The organism is Actinotignum sp. usb-actsch-213 (genome assembly GCF_059085665.1).
Genome location: NZ_JBHNSQ010000080.1, coordinates 1 through 17,846, shown reverse-complemented (window position 1 = coordinate 17,846; position 17,846 = coordinate 1). Strand labels below are relative to the sequence as shown.

The following is a 17,846-nucleotide window of genomic DNA, read 5'->3' as shown; positions in this document are numbered from 1 at the left end:
GCCGCGTAGCCCCGGCTACTCTTCCACAACCTCAACTTCTTCGTATTCTTCGTTGCCCTCACCCTCGTGAATAGCCTCGGGCGGAACCGCGCCCTGCTCCCCCGGCGCGGGTTGCGCAGGTGCCGGCGTAGGCGTGGGCGAGGGCCTCGCGGGCGCTTGCGTGGCGGGTGCCGGGCGGCGCATCGGGGTGGTGGGCTGCGGGAAGGGTACAGCCGGCTGATTAGCCAAAGCTGCGTTCATATAGTCGGAGAACATCTTGGCGGGGAACAGGCCGCCGTAAACTTCCGAATGGCGCTCGCCCTTAATAACCGAGTCGAACATGGAAATATTGCCTTCCATGTGCCCCTGCCAGGTCACGGTGGCGAGCTGCGGGGTGTAACCCATGAACCACGCATGCCAATCGTTTTGCGCAGTTCCAGTTTTCCCAGCAGCCTGGCGCCCGCGCAGCACCGCATTCTCACCGGTTGCTCCGGGTTCCACCACGTGCTGAAGCACCGCATTCGTTTTGCGTGCCGCTTCCTTAGAAATGGCCTGTTGGCACTGCGGTTTGCGCTCGGAAATAACAGTGCCGTCATGTTCTTCGATGGAAGTATAGGACATCGGATCGCAGCGAATACCATCATTAGCGAGGGTGGCTCCCGCCGTCGCCATAGAGAGCGGGGTCACGTTGTTCGTGCCCAGAATCATCGGGGGAACAATATCGAAAGGCTTATTATCCCCGCGTTCCACACCCATGGCCTGGGCCTTATTCGCGATCTGGCATAGATCTAGCTTCTGGGCCATATGCGCGAAAGTACCGTTGGTGGACATACGGGTACCTTCCAGCACCGTACGCGGGCGGTTAGACTGCCCCAAATTACCCACCGGCCAGGGCTCACCCGCAAGATTCGTACACGAGGCCTGGAAGGAACTTTGCGGCAGCAAGCCTTCGCTACTATCCACCACGTCATAGGCACTACGCCCGGAATCCAGCCATTCCACCAGAGTGAAAATCTTGAAGGTTGACCCGGACTGGAAACCGGCCCCGCCCCCCATATCCTGCGGCGCCGTCACATTAACCTGCGTCATCCGGGTATCCGTTTCATTCGGGACCCCGAAGCGGGTATTTTGCACCATCGACACAATATGCCCGCTCCCCGGCTCCACGGAGACCAGCGCGGCATCAATTCCGGAAGCATCATCCACGGGCTGGTGCGTCACCACCGAGTCATAGGCCTGCTGCTGGCGCGCCGAATCCAGGGTGGTGCGGATAACTTTGCCACCTCGGTACAGCTGGCGGGTGCGCTCGGCGCGGGTGGCGCCCAGCGCTTTGTCATTGAGCAAATCCTTGACCACGTACTCGCAGAAGTAGGCGCTGATACCCGCCGAACCACATCCGGCCACCTGCTCCGACACATGCATATACGACTCAATCGGAGTGGCCTGAGCTTCTTTCATTTCCGCTTCGGTAATGAAACCGGAACGGTACATTTCACCCAGCACCACATTGCGACGCTCGGTATTAGCTTCCGGATGGCGCACCGGATCCCACTGGGCCGGGTTCTGCGTGATTCCGGCCATCGTGGCCGCTTCCACCACCGTCAAATCCTTCGCGGATTTGGAGAAGTAGCGCTGCGCGGCAGTTTCTACCCCATACTGCGAGGGTCCGAATTGGGCGAGATTGAGATAGCCGGTGAGGATTTCATCTTTCGTCATCGTTTTTTCGACGGCGATTGCGTAACGAGCTTCGTTGATCTTACGCGCAATGGTCTGTTCGGTAGCCCGCTTGATTTTCTCATTATCATCAGCAATACGCCCCTCTTCCAGGAGCGCATTTTTCACGTACTGCTGGGTGATGGACGAACCGCCCGAAAGTCCGCCCGAGGTGAGATTCGAGACCAGCGCGCTAACGGTGCCCTGCACGTCAATACCGTGATGCTCGTAAAAACGCCGGTCCTCAATGGCCACGACGGCGTTTTTCATATGCTGCGAGATCTGATCAGAGCGCACGTTAATCCGGTTCTCGATATAGAACCGGGCCAGCACCGATCCGTCTTTAGCCAGCAGCACCGTCTGCTCCGAAGGTTCAGTAAAGCCTAAGTCCTCCGGCGCGTCGTCGAAAATACCGGTGACCGCATTGGCCGTGGTCCCCATAGTCATCACGAAAGGCAGCGCAATCCCCGCCATGAGGGCGCCCCCGCCGCACAAGGCGAGGAGCAGCGCCAGTACGAACGTTCCGATTTGCCGTCCGGTCGCTTGTTTTTTCGGGCTAGAACTCGACATACCCATAAGAATACTGACCCGGCGCAGCGAAAGAAACGAGACATACGCTTCCTCCCCGGGGTTCCCCGCGGTTCTCCGGGAAGCCGTCACGCCGGAGTGAGGGGGATGGATGACCACAACACTAGCCCTATACCCGCATTGGGCAGATGCCGCCGCCTGCGCCGCTATCGATCCCGATTCGCTTTTTGTGCGCGGAGCCGCCCAACGCCAGGCGCGCTCGATTTGTTTTCGCTGCCCGGTGCGCCTAGCCCGCTCCCTGCGCGAGGGCGAAGGCTAAGCACGCCCCGGGAGCGCTGCGTCCGCGGGCAGCTGGTGCGGCGTCGTTCCACCGCAAGCACCGCAACTTCGCGCAGCCGTGCCCTTCGAGATAACCTATTATCACGCGCGGCATTCCGCGCACTCACACTCAACGATTCCGTGAGAGGCCTACACATGGACACCATCAGCACCCGTCTAACCCAGCTGGGTATCGCCCTTCCCCCGGTTGCCGCTCCCGTTGCCGCCTATATCCCCGCCAAACGGCACGGGGATACGGTGCGCACTTCCGGGCAGCTACCTTTCGTGGACGGCCAGCTGCCGGCCACCGGAAAACTCGGCGCGGAAATCACCGCGGAAGACGGCTATTCTTACGCGCGTATCGCCGGCATTAACGCCCTCGCGGCGGCCGCGGAGGTTGCGGGCGGCATCGATCGCATCCGCGGTATTTCGCACGTCACCGTATTCGTGGCGTCCGCCCCGAGCTTCACCGCGCAACCCCAGGTCGCCAACGGCGCCAGCGAACTTTTCGGGGAGATTTTTGGCGGCGACGGCGCACATACGCGCTCCGCCGTCGGCGTGAGTGTGCTCCCGCTGGACGCCCCCGTCGAAGTCGAAATCGAAGTGCTGGTGAACTAACTGCGCGGCTGAACCTCCAGGAATTCGCGCACCTCAGCGCTGGGGATCTCGCGCGCGTAACTGCCGCCCGCGAAAGTTTCCATCGCGCCAATGCCGCGTTGGAATACGAAGCGAATAGCCCCGCCCAGCGATTTCTTATCGTGGCCCATGGCGCGCATAATATCCGCCACGCTCACTCCGGCGGGTAGCTCGGTAGGCAGGCCGATGGCGCGCAGCAGGGTATCCACCCGTTCAGCCTCCGTTTCGCTGAGGTAGCCGTAGCGCAACCCGAGCCGGCATTGCAGATTTAGCCCAATGGCCACGCATTCCCCGTGCGGGAGGGCGTAATCCAACGCGGCCTCCAGGGCCCGCCCGATGGTATGGCCGAGGTTGAGAGCCATGCGGCGGTTACCTTCGTGCACATCAGATTGCACCACCTCCACCTTGATTTCCGCATTGCGGCGGGCAATATAGCCGCTCAGCTCGGCATCGCCCGCCATCTCCCGTACGCTCCCGCCGCGCCGCACGAAGTGGTCTTCCAGAATCTCGAAGAAATCGCGGTCAGCCAGGCAAGCGTGCTTGACCGTTTCGCCCATGCCGTCACGCAACTGCGCATCGGTGAGAGTCGCCCAGCGTGCCACATCAATAAGAACGGCGCGCGGTTGGTGGAAAGCTCCGATGAGGTTAGTGGCCACCGGGGTATCCACCGCGGTTTTACCCCCGATAGCGGCATCCGCCGCGCCCACAAGCGTCGTCGTCATGGTGATATACGGAACCCCGCGCGTGAAGGTTGCGGCCACGAAACCGGCGAGATCGGAAACCACTCCGCCGCCCAGGGCCACCACTACGGTGTCGCGGTTGAAGCCGGCGGCGAGCATGGCATCTTCCAGCTGTTCTTTGGTGGCGCGGGTTTTGTTTTCTTCTCCGGCCGGGAAAACGAAGATCCGCGGGGCGCGAGGCGCGGGCTGAGACTGTGCGGCGCGGGTGAGGACATCCATGACCTGCGCGCCAATAAGGTCATTGACGGTGCTATCGGTAATAACCGCCACCCGGGAGCGGCTCAGCCCAGCCGCATCCAGCACCCCGGGGAGTTCACCGGCAAGATCGGTGCCGATAAGCAGCGGGTAGGACTCGTCAACGGTGCGAGTCAATTCAACATTGAGGCGGGTAACCATGTGATCCTCCTGGGAAGTAAAACTAGTGCGAACGCGGGGTGGCCCGAAGTTAGGCATGCCGGGAGTGCTGGGCTACCCACCAGTGCATAGCGATGGCCGCGGCCGCGGCGACGTTGAGGGAACGGGTGGAGCCATCCTGGGTGATTTCCACCGCGCCGTCGCAACGCTCGAGTAAATCGGGGGAAATTCCGGCGGATTCCTGCCCGAAAACCAGGAGGCAATTATCCGGAAGCTCGGATTGTTCCAGGGGCACCGCGCCTTCCTGGTTATCGATGGCGATGAGCTGATACTCGTGCTCGCGGGCCCATTCTTCCAGGTCAGCCGGGGTGGGATGGTAATACATCGTCAGGTAGCGGTCGGTAACAAGCGCCCCGCGCTTATTCCACTTGTGCCGCCCCACGATATGCACGCCACCCATATTAAAAGCATTGGCGCTGCGCACAATTGACCCAATATTGAGATCGTGCTGGAGATTCTCAATAGCAATATGGGCGCTCACGGCACGGGTTGCCATATCAGCCTTGATCGCTTCCACGCTCCAATAGCGATATTTGTCGACGACGTTACGGTGGTCGCCTTCCGCCAACAGCTGCGGGTCCAAACGGGGATCTTCCGGCCAGGGCTGCGGGTGTGGCCCCACCCCAACCGTGCGTTTTTCACCGTAGGGCGAGCCGCCCGGTTCGGGAATGCGGTGCGCGGGCAGCTCAGCACCCTCACCGGAGGCAGTTGCCGCAGGGACGTTGAGCGAATCGCAAGACTGGGAAGAATCTGTCACTCCCCTAGTCTACCGGCGAGCACGCCCCGAACACGGCGCACGGCCTTATTCACGGTCACCTCTGGAGGAGCCGCGTGTTTCGCTGGCGCCGTCGGCCTTGTACAGTGGTACACGTAAGCGCAATAAACGATTCGCCACCCCAGGCCCGGGTGCGGGAAACCCCAAGAAGTGGAGCAGCGATGACGAAGATGTGGAAACCTCTCGCGGTGGTAGCCGCCGGTGCCCTGATCCTGAGCGGGTGCGCGAATAATGCGCTGGTCACCCCGGAAGCTAAGCCCGGCCCGTTGATGAGCGAAGGGCACGGCCAGGGCGGCTCGGGCGGCGCTCCTCTCTTTGACGAAAGCATCTCGAAAACCGGGCAATTCACGCCGGTGGCTGATAACGCTCAGGCCCGTGAGATTATTAAGCGCGCCATCGCCAAACAGGATGAGGTTATTGCGAAAAGCTCGCAGGATTTCTTCGGCACCTCCCTGGGGCTTGATATGTCCATGGAGATTTCCGCGGACGTGCCCGGCACCGGCCCCGGGGTTGCCACGATCGATATTGATATCGATGTGGATTCCGGCACCCGCCTCATGGCCATGCAGATGGATATTGACGCCTCCGGGATTCCCGGGGCGGAAGCGGAAGGTATGCCCAGTAAGATATCCACCGCGATCTGGATCGGGGAAAGCCCGAAGCCGGATACCGTCACGGTGTATACCAATATGGCCGGCATCTGGAGTAAAACCGAGGAAAGCATGGCCGATATCATGGATTCCGGGGATGCTCCCACCTCGCCCGGCTCCTACCGCGGGGAAGATATTTTCCCGGATATTGATAGCACCCAAGTCTTTGAGGACGCGGAGAACTACCTTATTGTTGGCCCGCTCTCCGGTGCGATGGCGCAGGAAATGCAGGGGGCATCCCCCGGTTTGGAACTGGACGATTCCGCGAACCTGCAGGTGCGCATCGATAAGAAAACGTACGAGGTGCGGGGAATGGCCATCGTGGCTCCGGCCTACTTCCAGGGCCTACCCACCGAAACGCGGGTGCGCTGGGATTACCGCCAGGCCAAGCCTCTCCAGCTACCAGATGAAGCCCGCAAGGCTCCCGCTGGCAGCGGTAGTTTCTAATCCTGGGCGCGCCCGGCAGCTTGTCACAAGCCGCCGGGCCGCTTGCTTTTTTGCCGGGTAGTTTTTTGCTACGTAGCCGGGTGGTTTTTGCTACGTAGCCGGGTGGTTTTTGCTACGTAGCCGGGTGGTTTTTGCTACGTAGCCGGGTGGTTTTTGCTACGGTGCCGGTCCGTTTTAGTTGCGCCCAGAAAGCCCCGGCCCGGCGAATTTCCGCACCAGGGAACGCGGTGCGATACGCAGCGCCGCGGCAGCCGCCTTGTAAAGCAGGGTGGGCGTAACAAGCACCCGCCCGCGCCGGCATGCCTCCAGCGCGGCATTCACCACCGCTTCGGGCTGGGCGAAAAGCAGATCGGCCCACTGGCTAGCATCCACCGCAGCCCGTTCGTGAAATTCGGTGCGGATAAGCCCTGGGGTCACGCAGGTGACCGATACCCCGGCCGGCGCCAGTTCCGCGGCCAGCCCCTCGGAAAAAGTACGCACCCAGGCTTTATGCGCCGAATAGGTACCCTGCGCGGTACCGGCCGTCATCGAGGAGACGTTGATAATTCCCCCGTAACCGCGGCGCGAAAATTCCCGCGCCGCCGCGTGACATGTGATGAGAACCGCGCGGACCATGACGTCGAGCGCTTCTTCTTCCCGTTCCCATTCGCCGGTAGAAAATTCCTGCCCCAGCCCAAAGCCCGCGTTATTGACGAGCAAACCGATGGGACGCGAATGCTGCGCTACCCGGCGCGCAACCGCACGTGCGTCGTCGTGCCGCGACAGATCTGCCGCGAGGACCTCCACCTGCACCCCGGCAACCTGGCGCAAGTCATGCGCAATAGCCTCCAAACGCGCCCGGTTACGCGCCACGAGCACGAGGTCATTTCCTTCGGCCGCGAGCTGCCACGCAAATTCCAGCCCGAGGCCGGCGCTGGCGCCGGTAATAAGAGCACTTCCCATAACCGCTATGGTAACGTGCCCGCGGCTCCCTACACTGGTGTTATGCGTATTGCCACCTGGAATATTAATTCTGTGCGCGCCCGCGCCGAACGCGCCCGCGCCGTCCTGGAACGCTGGGACCTGGACGCCCTCCTTCTACAAGAAACGAAATGCACGCCCGCGCAGTTCCCGCGCGAAATTTTTGAAGCCGCCGGGTATGAGGTCGCCTGCACCGGCCTCAACCAATGGAACGGAGTCGCGATTCTTTCCCGCGTGGGGATCGCGAACGTGCAGGTGGGCTTCCCCGGGCAGCCCGGTTTTTCTAAGGTCGACGACGACGGCGCCCTCCTCAGCGCGCCCACCGTGGAGGCGCGTGCCCTGGGAGCGCGCCTGGGTACCGGGCCGGACGCGGTCACGGTGTGGAGCCTGTATATTCCCAATGGGCGGGCTTACGGGGATCCGCATTTCCACTACAAGCTGGAGTTCCTCGAGGCACTGCGGGCCGCGGTGAGCGCGCGGCTGGGCGAGGAACCTGACTATCCGCTGCTGCTGGCGGGGGATTGGAATGTAGCTCCGCGCGATACTGACGTCTGGGATATTGATTATTTTCGGAACGACGTAGGCATGTATGTAACCGCGGAGGAACGCGGGGCGCTGGCCGCACTGCTGGAGGCCGGGGTGGAGGATATTACCCGCGCGGCCGAGGGAGCGGATTACACCTTCTGGGATTACCAGCGGCTGCGCTTCCCGAAGAATCACGGGATGCGTATTGATTTCGGTTTTGCTTCCCCGGCGCTGGCCGCCCGGCATACCCGCTCCATCATTGACCGGGACGAGCGGAAGGGCAAAGGTGCTTCCGATCACGTCCCGGTCATTATGGAGTTTGCGGGCTAGGCGGAGGGATTGTGGCGGGCACGGCGCCCCGTGCGGCTTAGGCAGCGGGGCTGTGGCGCGTGCCCACCACGCTAGGCCGCGCGGGTGATCTGGGCGCGGCGCCGGCGGGTACGCAGATACAAAATCCGCGCGCAGCCCAGCCCCGTGGCCGAGGCAATGATGGCGTAGAGGAAGGCGCGGGTGTAATCGCCGTCGTACATAGCACCGATTTGAGCGCCGAGCCGCGGGGCGAAAATAGCGGCCACCGAAAAACCGGTGAAGGCGAGCGCGTAGTTAATGCCTTGCCAACGCGGCCCGAAGCGGTCCATGACGCAGGCGGGCATGATCGCGATGGTGCCACCGTAGCTCAGGCCGAGCGCGAGCAGGCCGCCCGCCAGGAACATCCCGCTGGCCAGGTTGCCGGCACCGCTCGCGGCGCCGAACGTACCCGCTCCCCCGAATACGTCGTGTCCACCCACGATGAGGAGCAGCAAGCCGAAAGCGTCGCAGCAAAAAGTGACTTCGAGGGTGCGGGCATGGCCGAGGCGGTCGGCAAGCCAGCCGAAGCAGAAACGCCCCGCGGTTCCGGCGCAGGCGTAGAGGGAGACGAAAAGCGCGGCGTTGGCCGCGGAGAAGTGGAACATTTTTGCCGCGATGGGAGCCGCATTGGAGACAATCATGAGCCCCGAGAAGGCCCCGGCGATGAAGATGGCGAAAATGAGCCAGAAATCAGGGGTCGCGAGCATTTGGCCGGTGGTGAGGGACGCGCGAGTGGTGAGGGACGCGCGGGTGGTGAGCGAAGCGCGGGCGCGGCCCTCGGGCGCCGGACGTGATTCGGTGGCGGGCGTCGATTCGGTGGCGGGCGCCGGACGTACTTCGGTGGCGGGCGCGGCGGGCGCGGCTACACCCTCCACCGGGGCGGCGCGATAATTTAAGGCCACGACGAGCGCGATCACCGCGTAAAGGCTCGCAAAGACCAGTAAGGTGGTGCGCAAGTCGCTGGAATCGAGAAGTCGCTGGGCCAGGGGCGCCATAACGATGCCAGAGGCACCGTTCACACAGGAAATAATGCCGGAAATAAGCCCGCGCCGGCCCGGGAAGAAACGTAGGGTATTGGAGAGCGCGGAGGTGAGCACCAGGCCCATTCCAATGCCACCGATGAGTCCGTAGCCGAGCACGAAGTGGACCGGGGAACTCGCGCAGGCTGCGCTGGCCCAGCCGATGGCCGCGCAGAGCGCGCCGATTGTTGCCGTCCACACCGCGCGGCCCCGGTCAATAAAGTACCCGCCTAGCAGCATGGGCAATGGGGCGAGGGCATTCGTGAGAGTGTAGGCACCCATCGCCGCGCTCAGCCCGTATAGCTGAGCGGCCGGGAGTTGGAAAATTGAGAAAACGTATGAACACCCGGTGATAAAGGTGAGCAGGCAGGCACAGACGAGCACCCGCCAAGGATGAACCTGACGCATGATTTCTCCGTCGTTACACGAAACCGCCAGCCGCGGCACGGCCAGCGGGTAACGCGGAGGCGGCGAGCCGGCGCACCGGGCGCCGGGCGTCGGCACGAAGCCGCATACCGGGCACGGGCATATGACCCGCACGTCGGGCATAAGCACTCCACCCGCGTTACCTACGGTAGCGTAACTTAGGGGTGGGGTGCAGACCTTGCTATCTCATTATTCGACCATCGGTACCCGTGTGCGAGCTTGCGTTTGACAGCAAGCAACGGGTGAGAAGTATCCACAGAATCGCCAAACGTCGCCCTTGTCCACAGGGCGGTAAAAAGCTCTTTTTTGTGTCCCTATGCCATGCGAGAATGGCGGAGAAGGACGGGGAAAACCACCCGGAACTATGCAATTGAAGGAGCAAAGTCATGAGTTTTGTTAGGGGACGCAAGTTGTTTCCAGACCTTACTTTTACATCGCTTGAAGATGTTCTCAAGCGCAAAGAGGAAATTTTGCGTGAGGTCAGGATGACCCGCGAAGAATTCGACCAGCGCGCTGATAACTACCAGCTCGGACCCGACGAGTCTGACGCTTATTTCGAGATGGTAGGTCTGGATCGTTTCGAGGAGTATTACCGTGGTGAACGAACACTTGGATGAGCATGCCGATAAATTTGCGGCACATCTACAGCTGATTGGGAAGTTGATTGACCCTGAATTTTCACTATCCACGCAGAAGGTTACAAAAGGAGATCTTCCGCTAAAAAGACTGTCGGGGCGCATTTGCGTTGATCGTCTCCTTTTTATCCGTTTCGATTACGAGGTTTTCCTGGATTCCGAAACTGGATCTCTCACTGTTAATGAATCAACGTTCTCGGTCACCCGGGGAGCAAAAAACAGCGAGCCTTTGGCGCGTTGGGACTATATTCGCTCACCACGCTCGAATATTCCCTGCGCGCATATCCAGGTACATGCCCATCGTGACGAATGGACACATGCTTTGCTCCTGGGCGGTCACCATTCCCGTCGCTCTCGCCGGCGCATCAAGAACGAAGCCCGCACTCCCCGTATTGCCGATGTCCATTTCCCGGTGGGCGGGCACAGATTCCGGCCCTGCCTGGAAGAAATCATCCTTTTTGTTATTGACGAGTTCGGGGCCCAATGCACACCCGAAGCCCGCGCAACACTCGAGCAAGGCATGCGGGAGTGGGAGGAGATCCAGCTGAAAGCCGTTGTGCGCGATAACCGTGCCAATGTGCTCCAAGCCCTCGAAGCATAACCACCCGAGAAAAATTGGGGGCCGATAGCGGAAACCAGGCGGCACGTATGGGAATGGCACGTAGAAGACCTCATACGGCCAGAGGGGCCCGTGCACAAAGCTGTATGCACGGACCCCTCTCAGTAAAATAGGCCGCCCGCATAAGAAGCAGCTAGAGCAGCTCCGCCACTTCCGCGATGGAAGGATGCACGTAATCCGGGCGGTAGGGGAAGTTCACGATTTCCTCCTGGGCCGTCGAGCCGGAGAGCACCAGGTGGGTTTGCAGCCCGGCTTCCATGCCCGCGAGGATATCGGTATCCATCCGGTCCCCTACCAGCGCGGTTTCTTCGGAATGTGCGTCAATAAGATTGAGGCCCTTGCGCAGCATCACCGGATTCGGCTTGCCCACGTAATAGGGCTGGCGGCCGGTGGCGGCGGTAATCATGGCGGCCACCGCCCCGGTTGCCGGAATCGGCCCCAGATCGGAAGGACCCGTCACATCCGGGTTGGTGGCAATGAACCGGGCACCCTTATTAATGAGGCGGATCGCGGTGGTAAGCGCTTCAATGGAATAGGTTCGGGTTTCCCCAAGGACCACCACTTCCGGATTGACGTTCGTCATCACGAAACCGACGTTGTACATCGAAGTGGTGAGGCCGGCTTCTCCCACCACGTAGGCACGCTTATTTTCGACCTGATCCGCAAGGAAATTCGCGGTTGCTGCCGCCGAAGTCCAAATATGATCTTCCGGGACGATCAGTCCGGCAGCTTCCAAACGCGCGGAAAGATCACGCCGGGTAAAAATCGAATTATTGGTGAGAACGAGATAGGGGTACTCTTTTTCGTTGAGTTTATTGAGAAAATCCGCGGCACCCGGAAGCGCCTTTTCTTCGTGGATGAGCACACCATCCATATCGGTGAGCCAGTTCTTAATCACTCGTGTCATACCGCCATGATATCGAGTTTCGCAGGTCCCGAAACATGCCGAGGGCCCCGGGCCGGCCGCTCAAGCTCGCGCCTGGCGCAAATATCGATATACGGTGGGCTCGGAAAGATTCATCGCGAGCGCCAGGTCGGTTACCGCACCGCGCAGCTGGAAGAATCCATCCTCGTCGAGCGAACGCACCACTTCCAGGCGTTCGGCTTGGGTGAGGTGGTCCACCGATACGTGATAGCGCGAAAGCACCGACTCCATGGCAGCCGTTTTCATATCAGCAACGGAGGATGCCAAAATTTCCGGCTTTTCCTCCGTCGCCTCCTTGCGCCGTTCGGGATTGGGGAAATACAAGGCCGAAATTTTTTTGACAGTTTCGTCCAGTTGCCGCAGCACGGTTTGGTCAGAATTAAGGCAGAGCATCCCAATGATGCGGCCCCGTCGTCGTATAAAAAATGTGGACGAACGCAAGGTGCGCGCGCGACCCGGCGTAATCGCTTCGTAACCGGTGAGGTAATCGGCCGTGGTTCCTTCGCCGGCACGCAGCACCCGCAACATGAGATCGGTGGCCGGGGAGCCCACAGTACGCTGGGTGACATGCGAGTTGGCGATGGCGATAACCGAATGGTCGAGGTCGCTCACATCGTGGAGCACAACCTCGGTGCTCTCCCCCAGCGCCACCCCGAGGAATTCGACCAGCGGCTTGAAAGAGGCCACATATTCGCTATCTTCCCGGGATATCGCTTTGCCGGAGGTCACCTCGCGGGAGATTACCTCGCGGGAGATTACCTCGTCGGATATCGCTTCGTATTCCGCCGACTCCATGGCACCGGCTCCTTCCTCCGTACGGCCCCATTACTGTATCTTCTGACAAAATATCTTAAATGACGGGCATAGTGCGGGGGTGCGCACTACAGTGAGTGGCACCCCCGATTTTTTACCCCGCTTTACAGGGTTTCTTCGCCCTTGGCGATGTAGGAATCCATCTCCTTATCCGGAACCATATTGCCGCCGGTAATCCACGTGAGGTGCGTGGCACCCGCGAGCTTCTCCGGGGTGAGCCCCGCCCGCTCCAGGTATTCGCTCGCGGCGAGCACGTGGAAGGGGCCCTCGAAGGAGGTCGAGGAGGAAGGCTCGATGCGCAGGCCCTCGGTGTGGGCCAGGAGCGCCACGTTTTCGTACATGGTCTGGTCCTCAACGGTGTAGTAGCCGTCGATGAGGTACTGCATGCGCGAACCCACGAAAGCCGAGGGACGCCCGCAGGCCAGGCCGTCCGCGGCAGTGAGGTTATCAATACCGAAATCTTGCACCGCGATCTCGTCATGCTTGCCGGTCATAACGCCGAGGAACATCGAGGGCGAATGGGTCGGCTCAGCGAAGATGCAGTGGACGTTGTCGCCGAAAACGGTTTTGAGGCCGAAAGCAACGCCGCCCGGGCCACCACCCACCCCGCAGGGGAGGTAGGCGATGAGCGGATGCTCGGCATCCACCGTGACATCCAGGGACTGGAATTGGCCTTGCAGGCGGCGCGCGGCCACCGCGTAACCGAGGAAGAGCGAGGGGGAATTCTCATCGTCCACGAAGTAGGCGGTGGGATCCGATTCGGCTTCCTTGCGGCCCTGCGCCACCGCAACCGAGTAATCCGATTCGTATTCCACCACGTTCACGCCGTGGGAGCGGAGCTTATCCTTCTTCCACTGGCGAGCATCGGCGGACATATGCACCGAAGCCTGGAAACCTAGCTGGGCGGACATAATCCCGATGGATAACCCCAGGTTGCCGGTGGAACCCACCGCCACCTTGTATTGGGAGAAGAACTTTCGCGCTTCTTCGGTATCCAGCTTGCGGTAGTCATCCTCAAGGGTGATGAGGCCGGCTTCCAGCGCGAGTTCTTCGGCGTGCTTGAGTACTTCGTAAACCCCGCCGCGGGCCTTGATCGATCCGGAAATGGGCAGGTGGGAATCAAGTTTCGCCCACAGCTGGCCCGGGATCTCCACTCCCTTTCGTTCGGCGAGCTGAGCCTGCATGGTAGGAACCGCCACCAGCGGGGATTCCAGGATGCCAGCCGTGGGGCGGGCGGCAGGGAAAACCTGCTTGAGGTAGGGGGCCCAGCGCTTGAGGCGCGCTGCGGCGTCGTCCACATCAGCCACGGTGAGGCCGACCTTTGCCAGACCTTCCGCGGCCGGCAGCACCTCCGGATTGAACCAGTCCGCGACCTTGAGATCCACGAGGTCCTGAATAAGCGGGTAGTCCTCCACCCATTGCTCGAGAGTTTTTCCAGCGATAGTTGTCATGACTGAGTCCTTTCTCAGATTAGTTAGTAGATAAGTGCGAGGCGCCACTTCTACGCCATCTCAGCGCAAACCGCAGCCCTACTCCACGCGGCCTTTAGATGACGAGATGAAGCAGCATGGTCATGCACAGGGCCACCACCGAGGCAATAGTGGTACCCACGGTGAGGGTCTTGAGCGCATCCCCCACCGAGATGCCCATGTATTCCTTGTACAGCCAGAAGAGCGAATCGGTTACGTGGGTGAGACCGATGGCGCCGGCGCCCACGGCGATAGCCATAAGCGCGGGACTGAGATCCGGGGATGCTTGCAGCATCGGCAGCACAATACCGGCCGCGGAAATCATGGCGACGGTGGCGCTACCTACCGCGAAGTGCAGCACGATAGCGATGAGCCAGGCGAGGATAAGCGGGCTGACCGGCAAGCTTCCCATGGCGCCCGCGATGGCCTTGTCCATACCAGAGGCCATCAGCACCGCGTTGAAGGCACCGCCCGCACCGATAATGAGGAGCACCCCACCGATGGGCGCGAAAGAAGAATCGGTCACCGACGACAGATCCGAAAGCGACTTGCCCCGCGAAATCCCCAGCGAGAAGTACGCGAAAATCACCGAAATGAGGAGCGCCAAAATCGGGTTACCTACGAGGTCCACGAATTGGCGCACGCCGTTTTCCTCCGGAAGGGTCTGATCCGCAACGGTGCGGCACACCATAATAATGAGGGGCAGCAGAATCGTGAGGAGAGTAATCCCGAAACCGGGCAAGGTGCGCTCCGCTGCATCATCTTTGAGGATGGTTTCGCCCGCAGCAAGCGCGTCACTATGTGCCTCGCTCGGTTCGTGGCCCGGTTTTTCTGCGGCGACGACGCCGCTTACCTGGCCGGCGCGCGCAGCAACGTGAGCACGTTCAAGCTGACGCAGCCCAATTCCGGTGTAAAGCGGGCCGCCGATAAGAGCGGCCGGGATCCCCACAATAAGACCGAGCATAATAACCATGCCGATATCTGCGCCGAGGGTGCCCGCGATAGCGGTAGCGGCGGGGTGCGGGGGCAGGATGCAGTGGACCACCATGAGGGAGATAGCCAGCGGCACTCCTACCCGGATCTTCGAGCACCCCACTTCCTTGGCCACCACGAAAACGAGGGGAACCAGGAGCACGAAGCCCACTTCCACGAAGACCGGAATACCGGCAATCAAGCCGAGGAATGACATAACAATCGGGGCGCGTTTCTCACCGAAAACCCGAAGCATCCCCTTGGCGAGACGTTCGGCTCCGCCGGATACTTCCAGCATTTTCCCGAGAATTGCGCCGAAGCCAATAATAAGAACAAGGAATCCGAGGGTTCCGCCCACGCCTTGTTCGAGTACATCGCCCACTTCCGCGGGCTTCACGCCCGTGACCAGCGCGACAGTAATCGCCGCGATGGTCAGGGCGATCGAGCCGTGTAATTTCAAGCCGACGATGAGCACAACAACGAGCACAATCGCGGCGATGAGGACTGCGATCAGCCCTCCGGTTCCTAGGGTCATCATAACCTCCCGTTAGCGCCACATCAGTGTGGCCTATTCCCAGCCTACACACACGAAGATACTTTTGTCATCATGATAAGTTTATTATCACGCTGTGGCGCAGCTTGCACCAGCCCGAAGTTTTCCGCGGGCATGGCACACTTGAACCATGCCTGTGGATAACCGCCTCGCTTCGGATTCTTTTTCGTTCCCGCACGCGCTCGGAGTTGTCGACGCTGCCGGGCGCTGCACTTTTTCTTATGGGAATACGCGGGAAATATATCCCTACATGTCGGTAACGAAGCTGCTGGTGGCCTGGGCGACCCTTATTGCGGTGGAGCGCGGCCTGGCGGATTTTGACGATCCGGCGGGCCCTCCCGGTGCCACGGTTGTCCATCTTCTCGCACATGCTTCCGGTTTGCCGGAGGAGGAAGGGCCGGTACGAGCAGGCGTAGAGGAGAAACGCATTTATTCGAATTACGGTTTTGAGGTGCTCGGTGATTATTTGGAGCATCAGACCGGGATGTCGATTCAAAATTGGGTGCGTCGTGTTGTTATTGAGCCGCTGCGCCTAAGCTCGGTCGCGGTGGAGGCGAGCCCTGCTTATTCGGCGGTGGGGAATCTGCGTGACTTGGCGCGTTTTTCCGGGGAGTTGCTGCGGCCGCGTCTTATTTCTCCGAAGTTAGCACGCTACGCCCGCGCCGTGCATTTTGATGGATTGCCCGGCTTGCTGCCCGGCTACGGGTGGCAGCGCAATAATACCTGGGGTTTGGGCATGGAGATCCGCGGGGAGAAACATCCCCACTGGACAGGCCCGTCGTTTTCGCCGCGCACCTTCGGCCATTTCGGTCAATCAGGTTCGTTCCTATGGGTAGATCCGGAGCTCGGCAAGGCCGGGGTATTCCTGGGCGCTCAAGCTTTCGGGCGCGAACACCGAAAGTTCTGGCCGGCACTAACCGAGGAGATGCGCGGCCTATAAAAATAGCGCCCGCGGCAGGTGCTCCTACCACGGGCGCTATTTCTAAGGGACTCGCTCAGAGAGCTACGATTTTATTCTTCACCTTCGCCGTTCGGGGAAACGAGAATCTTAACCGCGGTTTCGTTGCGGTTGATGAGGGTATCGAAGCCCTTGTCTACGAGGTCTTCCAGGTTGATCTTGCCGGTGATGAACGGGGAGACGTCGATCTTACCCGAGGCAACCAGTTCAATTGTTTGCGGGTGGGTGTTCACGTAGGCGATGACGCCGCGCACATCCAGTTCCTTCATGACCACGGAGTGCATATCAATATTCGGCTGGTGTCCCCAGATGGACATATTGACGAGCACGCCGCGCGGCCCGAGCGCCGCGATGAGCTGGTTGAGTACCACGTCCACCGAGGTGCATTCGAAGGCAACATTGGCACCTACACCACCGGTGAGCTTCTTGGTTTCCTCCACGATATCGACTTCGCGGGGATCCCAGGCGTAGTCGACCACGCCGGCATCGACGGCGCGCTGGCGGCGCAGTTCGGAGAGTTCCGACACCGCGACCGTAAGCCCCTTGGCCTTGAGGACCGCACAGCAGAGCACACCGATGGGACCGGCACCGCCCACCAGGGCGAAGTTGCCTTCCTTGACGTCGCCGCGATCCACGCCGTGCACGGCCACGGAAAGCGGCTCGATGAGCGCGGCTTGGTCGAGCGGGATGTTATTCGGGATTTTGTGAACCCAGCGCCGCTTGACGACGATGTTTTCGGCAAGCCCACCACCGCGGCCGCCCAGGCCGATGAAGTTCATATCGGGGGACAGGTGGTAGGTGGTCGATTCCGGGCCGGTGTCCACGCTATCGCGGATAATATACGGTTCGACGACGACGTGGTCGCCAGCTGCAAGGTCCGTCACGCCTTCGCCTACTTCGGCGACGACGCCGGACATTTCGTGCCCGAGGGTAACCGGTACTTCCTCACCGGAAATCGGATGAGGATGGCCTTCCGCGGGACAGAAGATGGGGCCGTCGAGATATTCGTGAAGGTCGGTTCCACAGATACCGCACCAAGCAACCTTGACCCGCACAGTGCCGGGCTCTAGCGGCTGCTCTTCGATATCTTCGATGCGAATGTCGTGATTACCGTAGTAACGCGCTGCTTTCATATCTCCTCCATTGGGTAGACCGTGCGCGGTTGCGCGCCTTTTAGTTTACTCTACGACGACGCATTTTTGAGGTCCAGGCCACTTTTTCGCTTGACGCTGGATTGGAGGCACGCCCTTGCTTTTGAGCTGAAACGAATGACCCTACTAACCACGGCCCCCAGCAAGTACACCACTCCCGCATCTATCACAAGGTGCGGCCGAGAGCTATGGGCCCGAAGCAATAGTGAGCTCGGCCCGGGGTTAAATGTGTGTGGGGTGTTACCCAACCGAGTAACACCCCACACACAATAA

The 17,846-nt window shown here is 60.7% G+C and carries 17 protein-coding genes; 7 read left to right on the top strand and 10 right to left on the bottom strand.

The genetic code is table 11. The features are described from left to right. Positions 1–15: 15 nt before the first annotated feature. Positions 16–2,262, bottom strand: a complete 2,247-nt coding sequence (locus tag AC5RK6_RS08515; RefSeq protein ID WP_311373458.1) for a transglycosylase domain-containing protein — start codon at positions 2,260–2,262, stop codon at positions 16–18. A 109-nt stretch (positions 2,263–2,371) separates the two neighbouring features. Between AC5RK6_RS08515 and AC5RK6_RS08510 the strand changes: the two genes are divergently transcribed. Together AC5RK6_RS08510 and AC5RK6_RS08505 are read left to right on the top strand one after the other, a co-directional pair. After that, positions 2,372–2,539: a WhiB family transcriptional regulator gene (locus AC5RK6_RS08510; RefSeq protein WP_375713879.1), complete on the top strand. Its 168-nt coding sequence runs from the start codon at positions 2,372–2,374 to the stop codon at positions 2,537–2,539. 155 nt (positions 2,540–2,694) lie between these two features. Beyond that, positions 2,695–3,156: a RidA family protein gene (locus AC5RK6_RS08505; protein ID WP_279058423.1), complete on the top strand. Its 462-nt coding sequence runs from the start codon at positions 2,695–2,697 to the stop codon at positions 3,154–3,156. On the opposite strand, the gene aroB is transcribed toward AC5RK6_RS08505, so the two are convergent. Both aroB and AC5RK6_RS08495 read right to left on the bottom strand, forming a co-directional pair. Continuing rightward, positions 3,153–4,310, bottom strand: a complete 1,158-nt coding sequence (gene aroB / locus AC5RK6_RS08500) for a 3-dehydroquinate synthase (protein WP_435730818.1) — start codon at positions 4,308–4,310, stop codon at positions 3,153–3,155. The genes AC5RK6_RS08505 and aroB overlap by 4 nt on opposite strands. Before the next feature lie 49 nt (positions 4,311–4,359). Further along, positions 4,360–5,085, bottom strand: a complete 726-nt coding sequence (locus tag AC5RK6_RS08495) for a TrmH family RNA methyltransferase (protein ID WP_375712916.1) — start codon at positions 5,083–5,085, stop codon at positions 4,360–4,362. A gap of 179 nt (positions 5,086–5,264) precedes the next feature. On the opposite strand from AC5RK6_RS08495, the gene AC5RK6_RS08490 reads away from it, so the two are divergent. Then, on the top strand, positions 5,265–6,200 hold the full coding sequence (locus AC5RK6_RS08490) for a hypothetical protein (RefSeq protein WP_274734481.1): 936 nt from the start codon (positions 5,265–5,267) through the stop codon (positions 6,198–6,200). Positions 6,201–6,374: 174 nt separating this feature from the next. On the opposite strand, the gene AC5RK6_RS08485 is transcribed toward AC5RK6_RS08490, so the two are convergent. Further along, entirely contained in the window at positions 6,375–7,142 is a 768-nt protein-coding gene (locus AC5RK6_RS08485; protein ID WP_274734482.1) for an SDR family NAD(P)-dependent oxidoreductase, read from the bottom strand. Between the two features lie 42 nt (positions 7,143–7,184). Here AC5RK6_RS08485 and AC5RK6_RS08480 point away from each other — a divergent pair, with 42 nt between their 5' ends. Beyond that, positions 7,185–8,015, top strand: a complete 831-nt coding sequence (locus AC5RK6_RS08480) for an exodeoxyribonuclease III (RefSeq protein WP_435730819.1) — start codon at positions 7,185–7,187, stop codon at positions 8,013–8,015. 71 nt (positions 8,016–8,086) lie between these two features. Here the strand turns inward: AC5RK6_RS08480 and AC5RK6_RS08475 are convergent, their stop codons facing one another. Then, positions 8,087–9,460 (bottom strand): MFS transporter, encoded by a 1,374-nt coding sequence (locus AC5RK6_RS08475; RefSeq protein ID WP_435730820.1) that lies wholly within the window; start codon positions 9,458–9,460, stop codon positions 8,087–8,089. A gap of 404 nt (positions 9,461–9,864) precedes the next feature. On the opposite strand from AC5RK6_RS08475, the gene AC5RK6_RS08470 reads away from it, so the two are divergent. Both AC5RK6_RS08470 and AC5RK6_RS08465 read left to right on the top strand, forming a co-directional pair. Beyond that, entirely contained in the window at positions 9,865–10,095 is a 231-nt protein-coding gene (locus AC5RK6_RS08470) for a hypothetical protein (protein ID WP_274734485.1), read from the top strand. Continuing rightward, on the top strand, positions 10,073–10,714 hold the full coding sequence (locus tag AC5RK6_RS08465) for a hypothetical protein (protein WP_274734487.1): 642 nt from the start codon (positions 10,073–10,075) through the stop codon (positions 10,712–10,714). Before AC5RK6_RS08470 ends, AC5RK6_RS08465 begins: the two co-directional genes overlap by 23 nt. A 151-nt stretch (positions 10,715–10,865) precedes the next feature. Here the strand turns inward: AC5RK6_RS08465 and AC5RK6_RS08460 are convergent, their stop codons facing one another. From AC5RK6_RS08460 to AC5RK6_RS08445, 4 genes are all read right to left on the bottom strand, one after another. Continuing rightward, on the bottom strand, positions 10,866–11,639 hold the full coding sequence (locus AC5RK6_RS08460) for an HAD-IIA family hydrolase (protein WP_026429073.1): 774 nt from the start codon (positions 11,637–11,639) through the stop codon (positions 10,866–10,868). 60 nt (positions 11,640–11,699) lie between these two features. After that, positions 11,700–12,452, bottom strand: coding sequence for a helix-turn-helix transcriptional regulator (locus AC5RK6_RS08455; protein ID WP_274734489.1), 753 nt, complete (start codon positions 12,450–12,452; stop codon positions 11,700–11,702). 122 nt (positions 12,453–12,574) lie between these two features. Beyond that, positions 12,575–13,921: a D-serine ammonia-lyase gene (gene dsdA / locus AC5RK6_RS08450; RefSeq protein WP_274734491.1), complete on the bottom strand. Its 1,347-nt coding sequence runs from the start codon at positions 13,919–13,921 to the stop codon at positions 12,575–12,577. A gap of 94 nt (positions 13,922–14,015) precedes the next feature. Next, positions 14,016–15,449, bottom strand: coding sequence for a GntT/GntP/DsdX family permease (locus AC5RK6_RS08445; protein WP_284911984.1), 1,434 nt, complete (start codon positions 15,447–15,449; stop codon positions 14,016–14,018). Between the two features lie 145 nt (positions 15,450–15,594). Here AC5RK6_RS08445 and AC5RK6_RS08440 point away from each other — a divergent pair, with 145 nt between their 5' ends. Continuing rightward, positions 15,595–16,404, top strand: a complete 810-nt coding sequence (locus tag AC5RK6_RS08440; protein WP_274734494.1) for a serine hydrolase domain-containing protein — start codon at positions 15,595–15,597, stop codon at positions 16,402–16,404. A gap of 71 nt (positions 16,405–16,475) precedes the next feature. On the opposite strand, the gene AC5RK6_RS08435 is transcribed toward AC5RK6_RS08440, so the two are convergent. Next, complete coding sequence (locus AC5RK6_RS08435; RefSeq protein ID WP_274734495.1) at positions 16,476–17,555, bottom strand: 2,3-butanediol dehydrogenase; 1,080 nt, start codon at positions 17,553–17,555, stop codon at positions 16,476–16,478. Positions 17,556–17,846 lie beyond the last annotated feature (291 nt).

Coding starts and splice junctions, on each gene's coding strand:
- AC5RK6_RS08515 (WP_311373458.1), bottom strand. CDS start 2,262: ATGTCGAGTTCTAGCCCGAAAAAACAAGCGACCGGACGGCAAATCGGA.
- dsdA (WP_274734491.1), bottom strand. CDS start 13,921: ATGACAACTATCGCTGGAAAAACTCTCGAGCAATGGGTGGAGGACTAC.
- AC5RK6_RS08455 (WP_274734489.1), bottom strand. CDS start 12,452: ATGGAGTCGGCGGAATACGAAGCGATATCCGACGAGGTAATCTCCCGC.
- AC5RK6_RS08440 (WP_274734494.1), top strand. CDS start 15,595: ATGCCTGTGGATAACCGCCTCGCTTCGGATTCTTTTTCGTTCCCGCAC.
- AC5RK6_RS08480 (WP_435730819.1), top strand. CDS start 7,185: ATGCGTATTGCCACCTGGAATATTAATTCTGTGCGCGCCCGCGCCGAA.
- AC5RK6_RS08475 (WP_435730820.1), bottom strand. CDS start 9,460: ATGCGTCAGGTTCATCCTTGGCGGGTGCTCGTCTGTGCCTGCCTGCTC.
- AC5RK6_RS08435 (WP_274734495.1), bottom strand. CDS start 17,555: ATGAAAGCAGCGCGTTACTACGGTAATCACGACATTCGCATCGAAGAT.
- AC5RK6_RS08470 (WP_274734485.1), top strand. CDS start 9,865: ATGAGTTTTGTTAGGGGACGCAAGTTGTTTCCAGACCTTACTTTTACA.
- AC5RK6_RS08510 (WP_375713879.1), top strand. CDS start 2,372: ATGACCACAACACTAGCCCTATACCCGCATTGGGCAGATGCCGCCGCC.
- AC5RK6_RS08490 (WP_274734481.1), top strand. CDS start 5,265: ATGACGAAGATGTGGAAACCTCTCGCGGTGGTAGCCGCCGGTGCCCTG.
- AC5RK6_RS08445 (WP_284911984.1), bottom strand. CDS start 15,449: ATGATGACCCTAGGAACCGGAGGGCTGATCGCAGTCCTCATCGCCGCG.
- AC5RK6_RS08505 (WP_279058423.1), top strand. CDS start 2,695: ATGGACACCATCAGCACCCGTCTAACCCAGCTGGGTATCGCCCTTCCC.
- aroB (WP_435730818.1), bottom strand. CDS start 4,310: ATGGTTACCCGCCTCAATGTTGAATTGACTCGCACCGTTGACGAGTCC.
- AC5RK6_RS08485 (WP_274734482.1), bottom strand. CDS start 7,142: ATGGGAAGTGCTCTTATTACCGGCGCCAGCGCCGGCCTCGGGCTGGAA.
- AC5RK6_RS08460 (WP_026429073.1), bottom strand. CDS start 11,639: ATGACACGAGTGATTAAGAACTGGCTCACCGATATGGATGGTGTGCTC.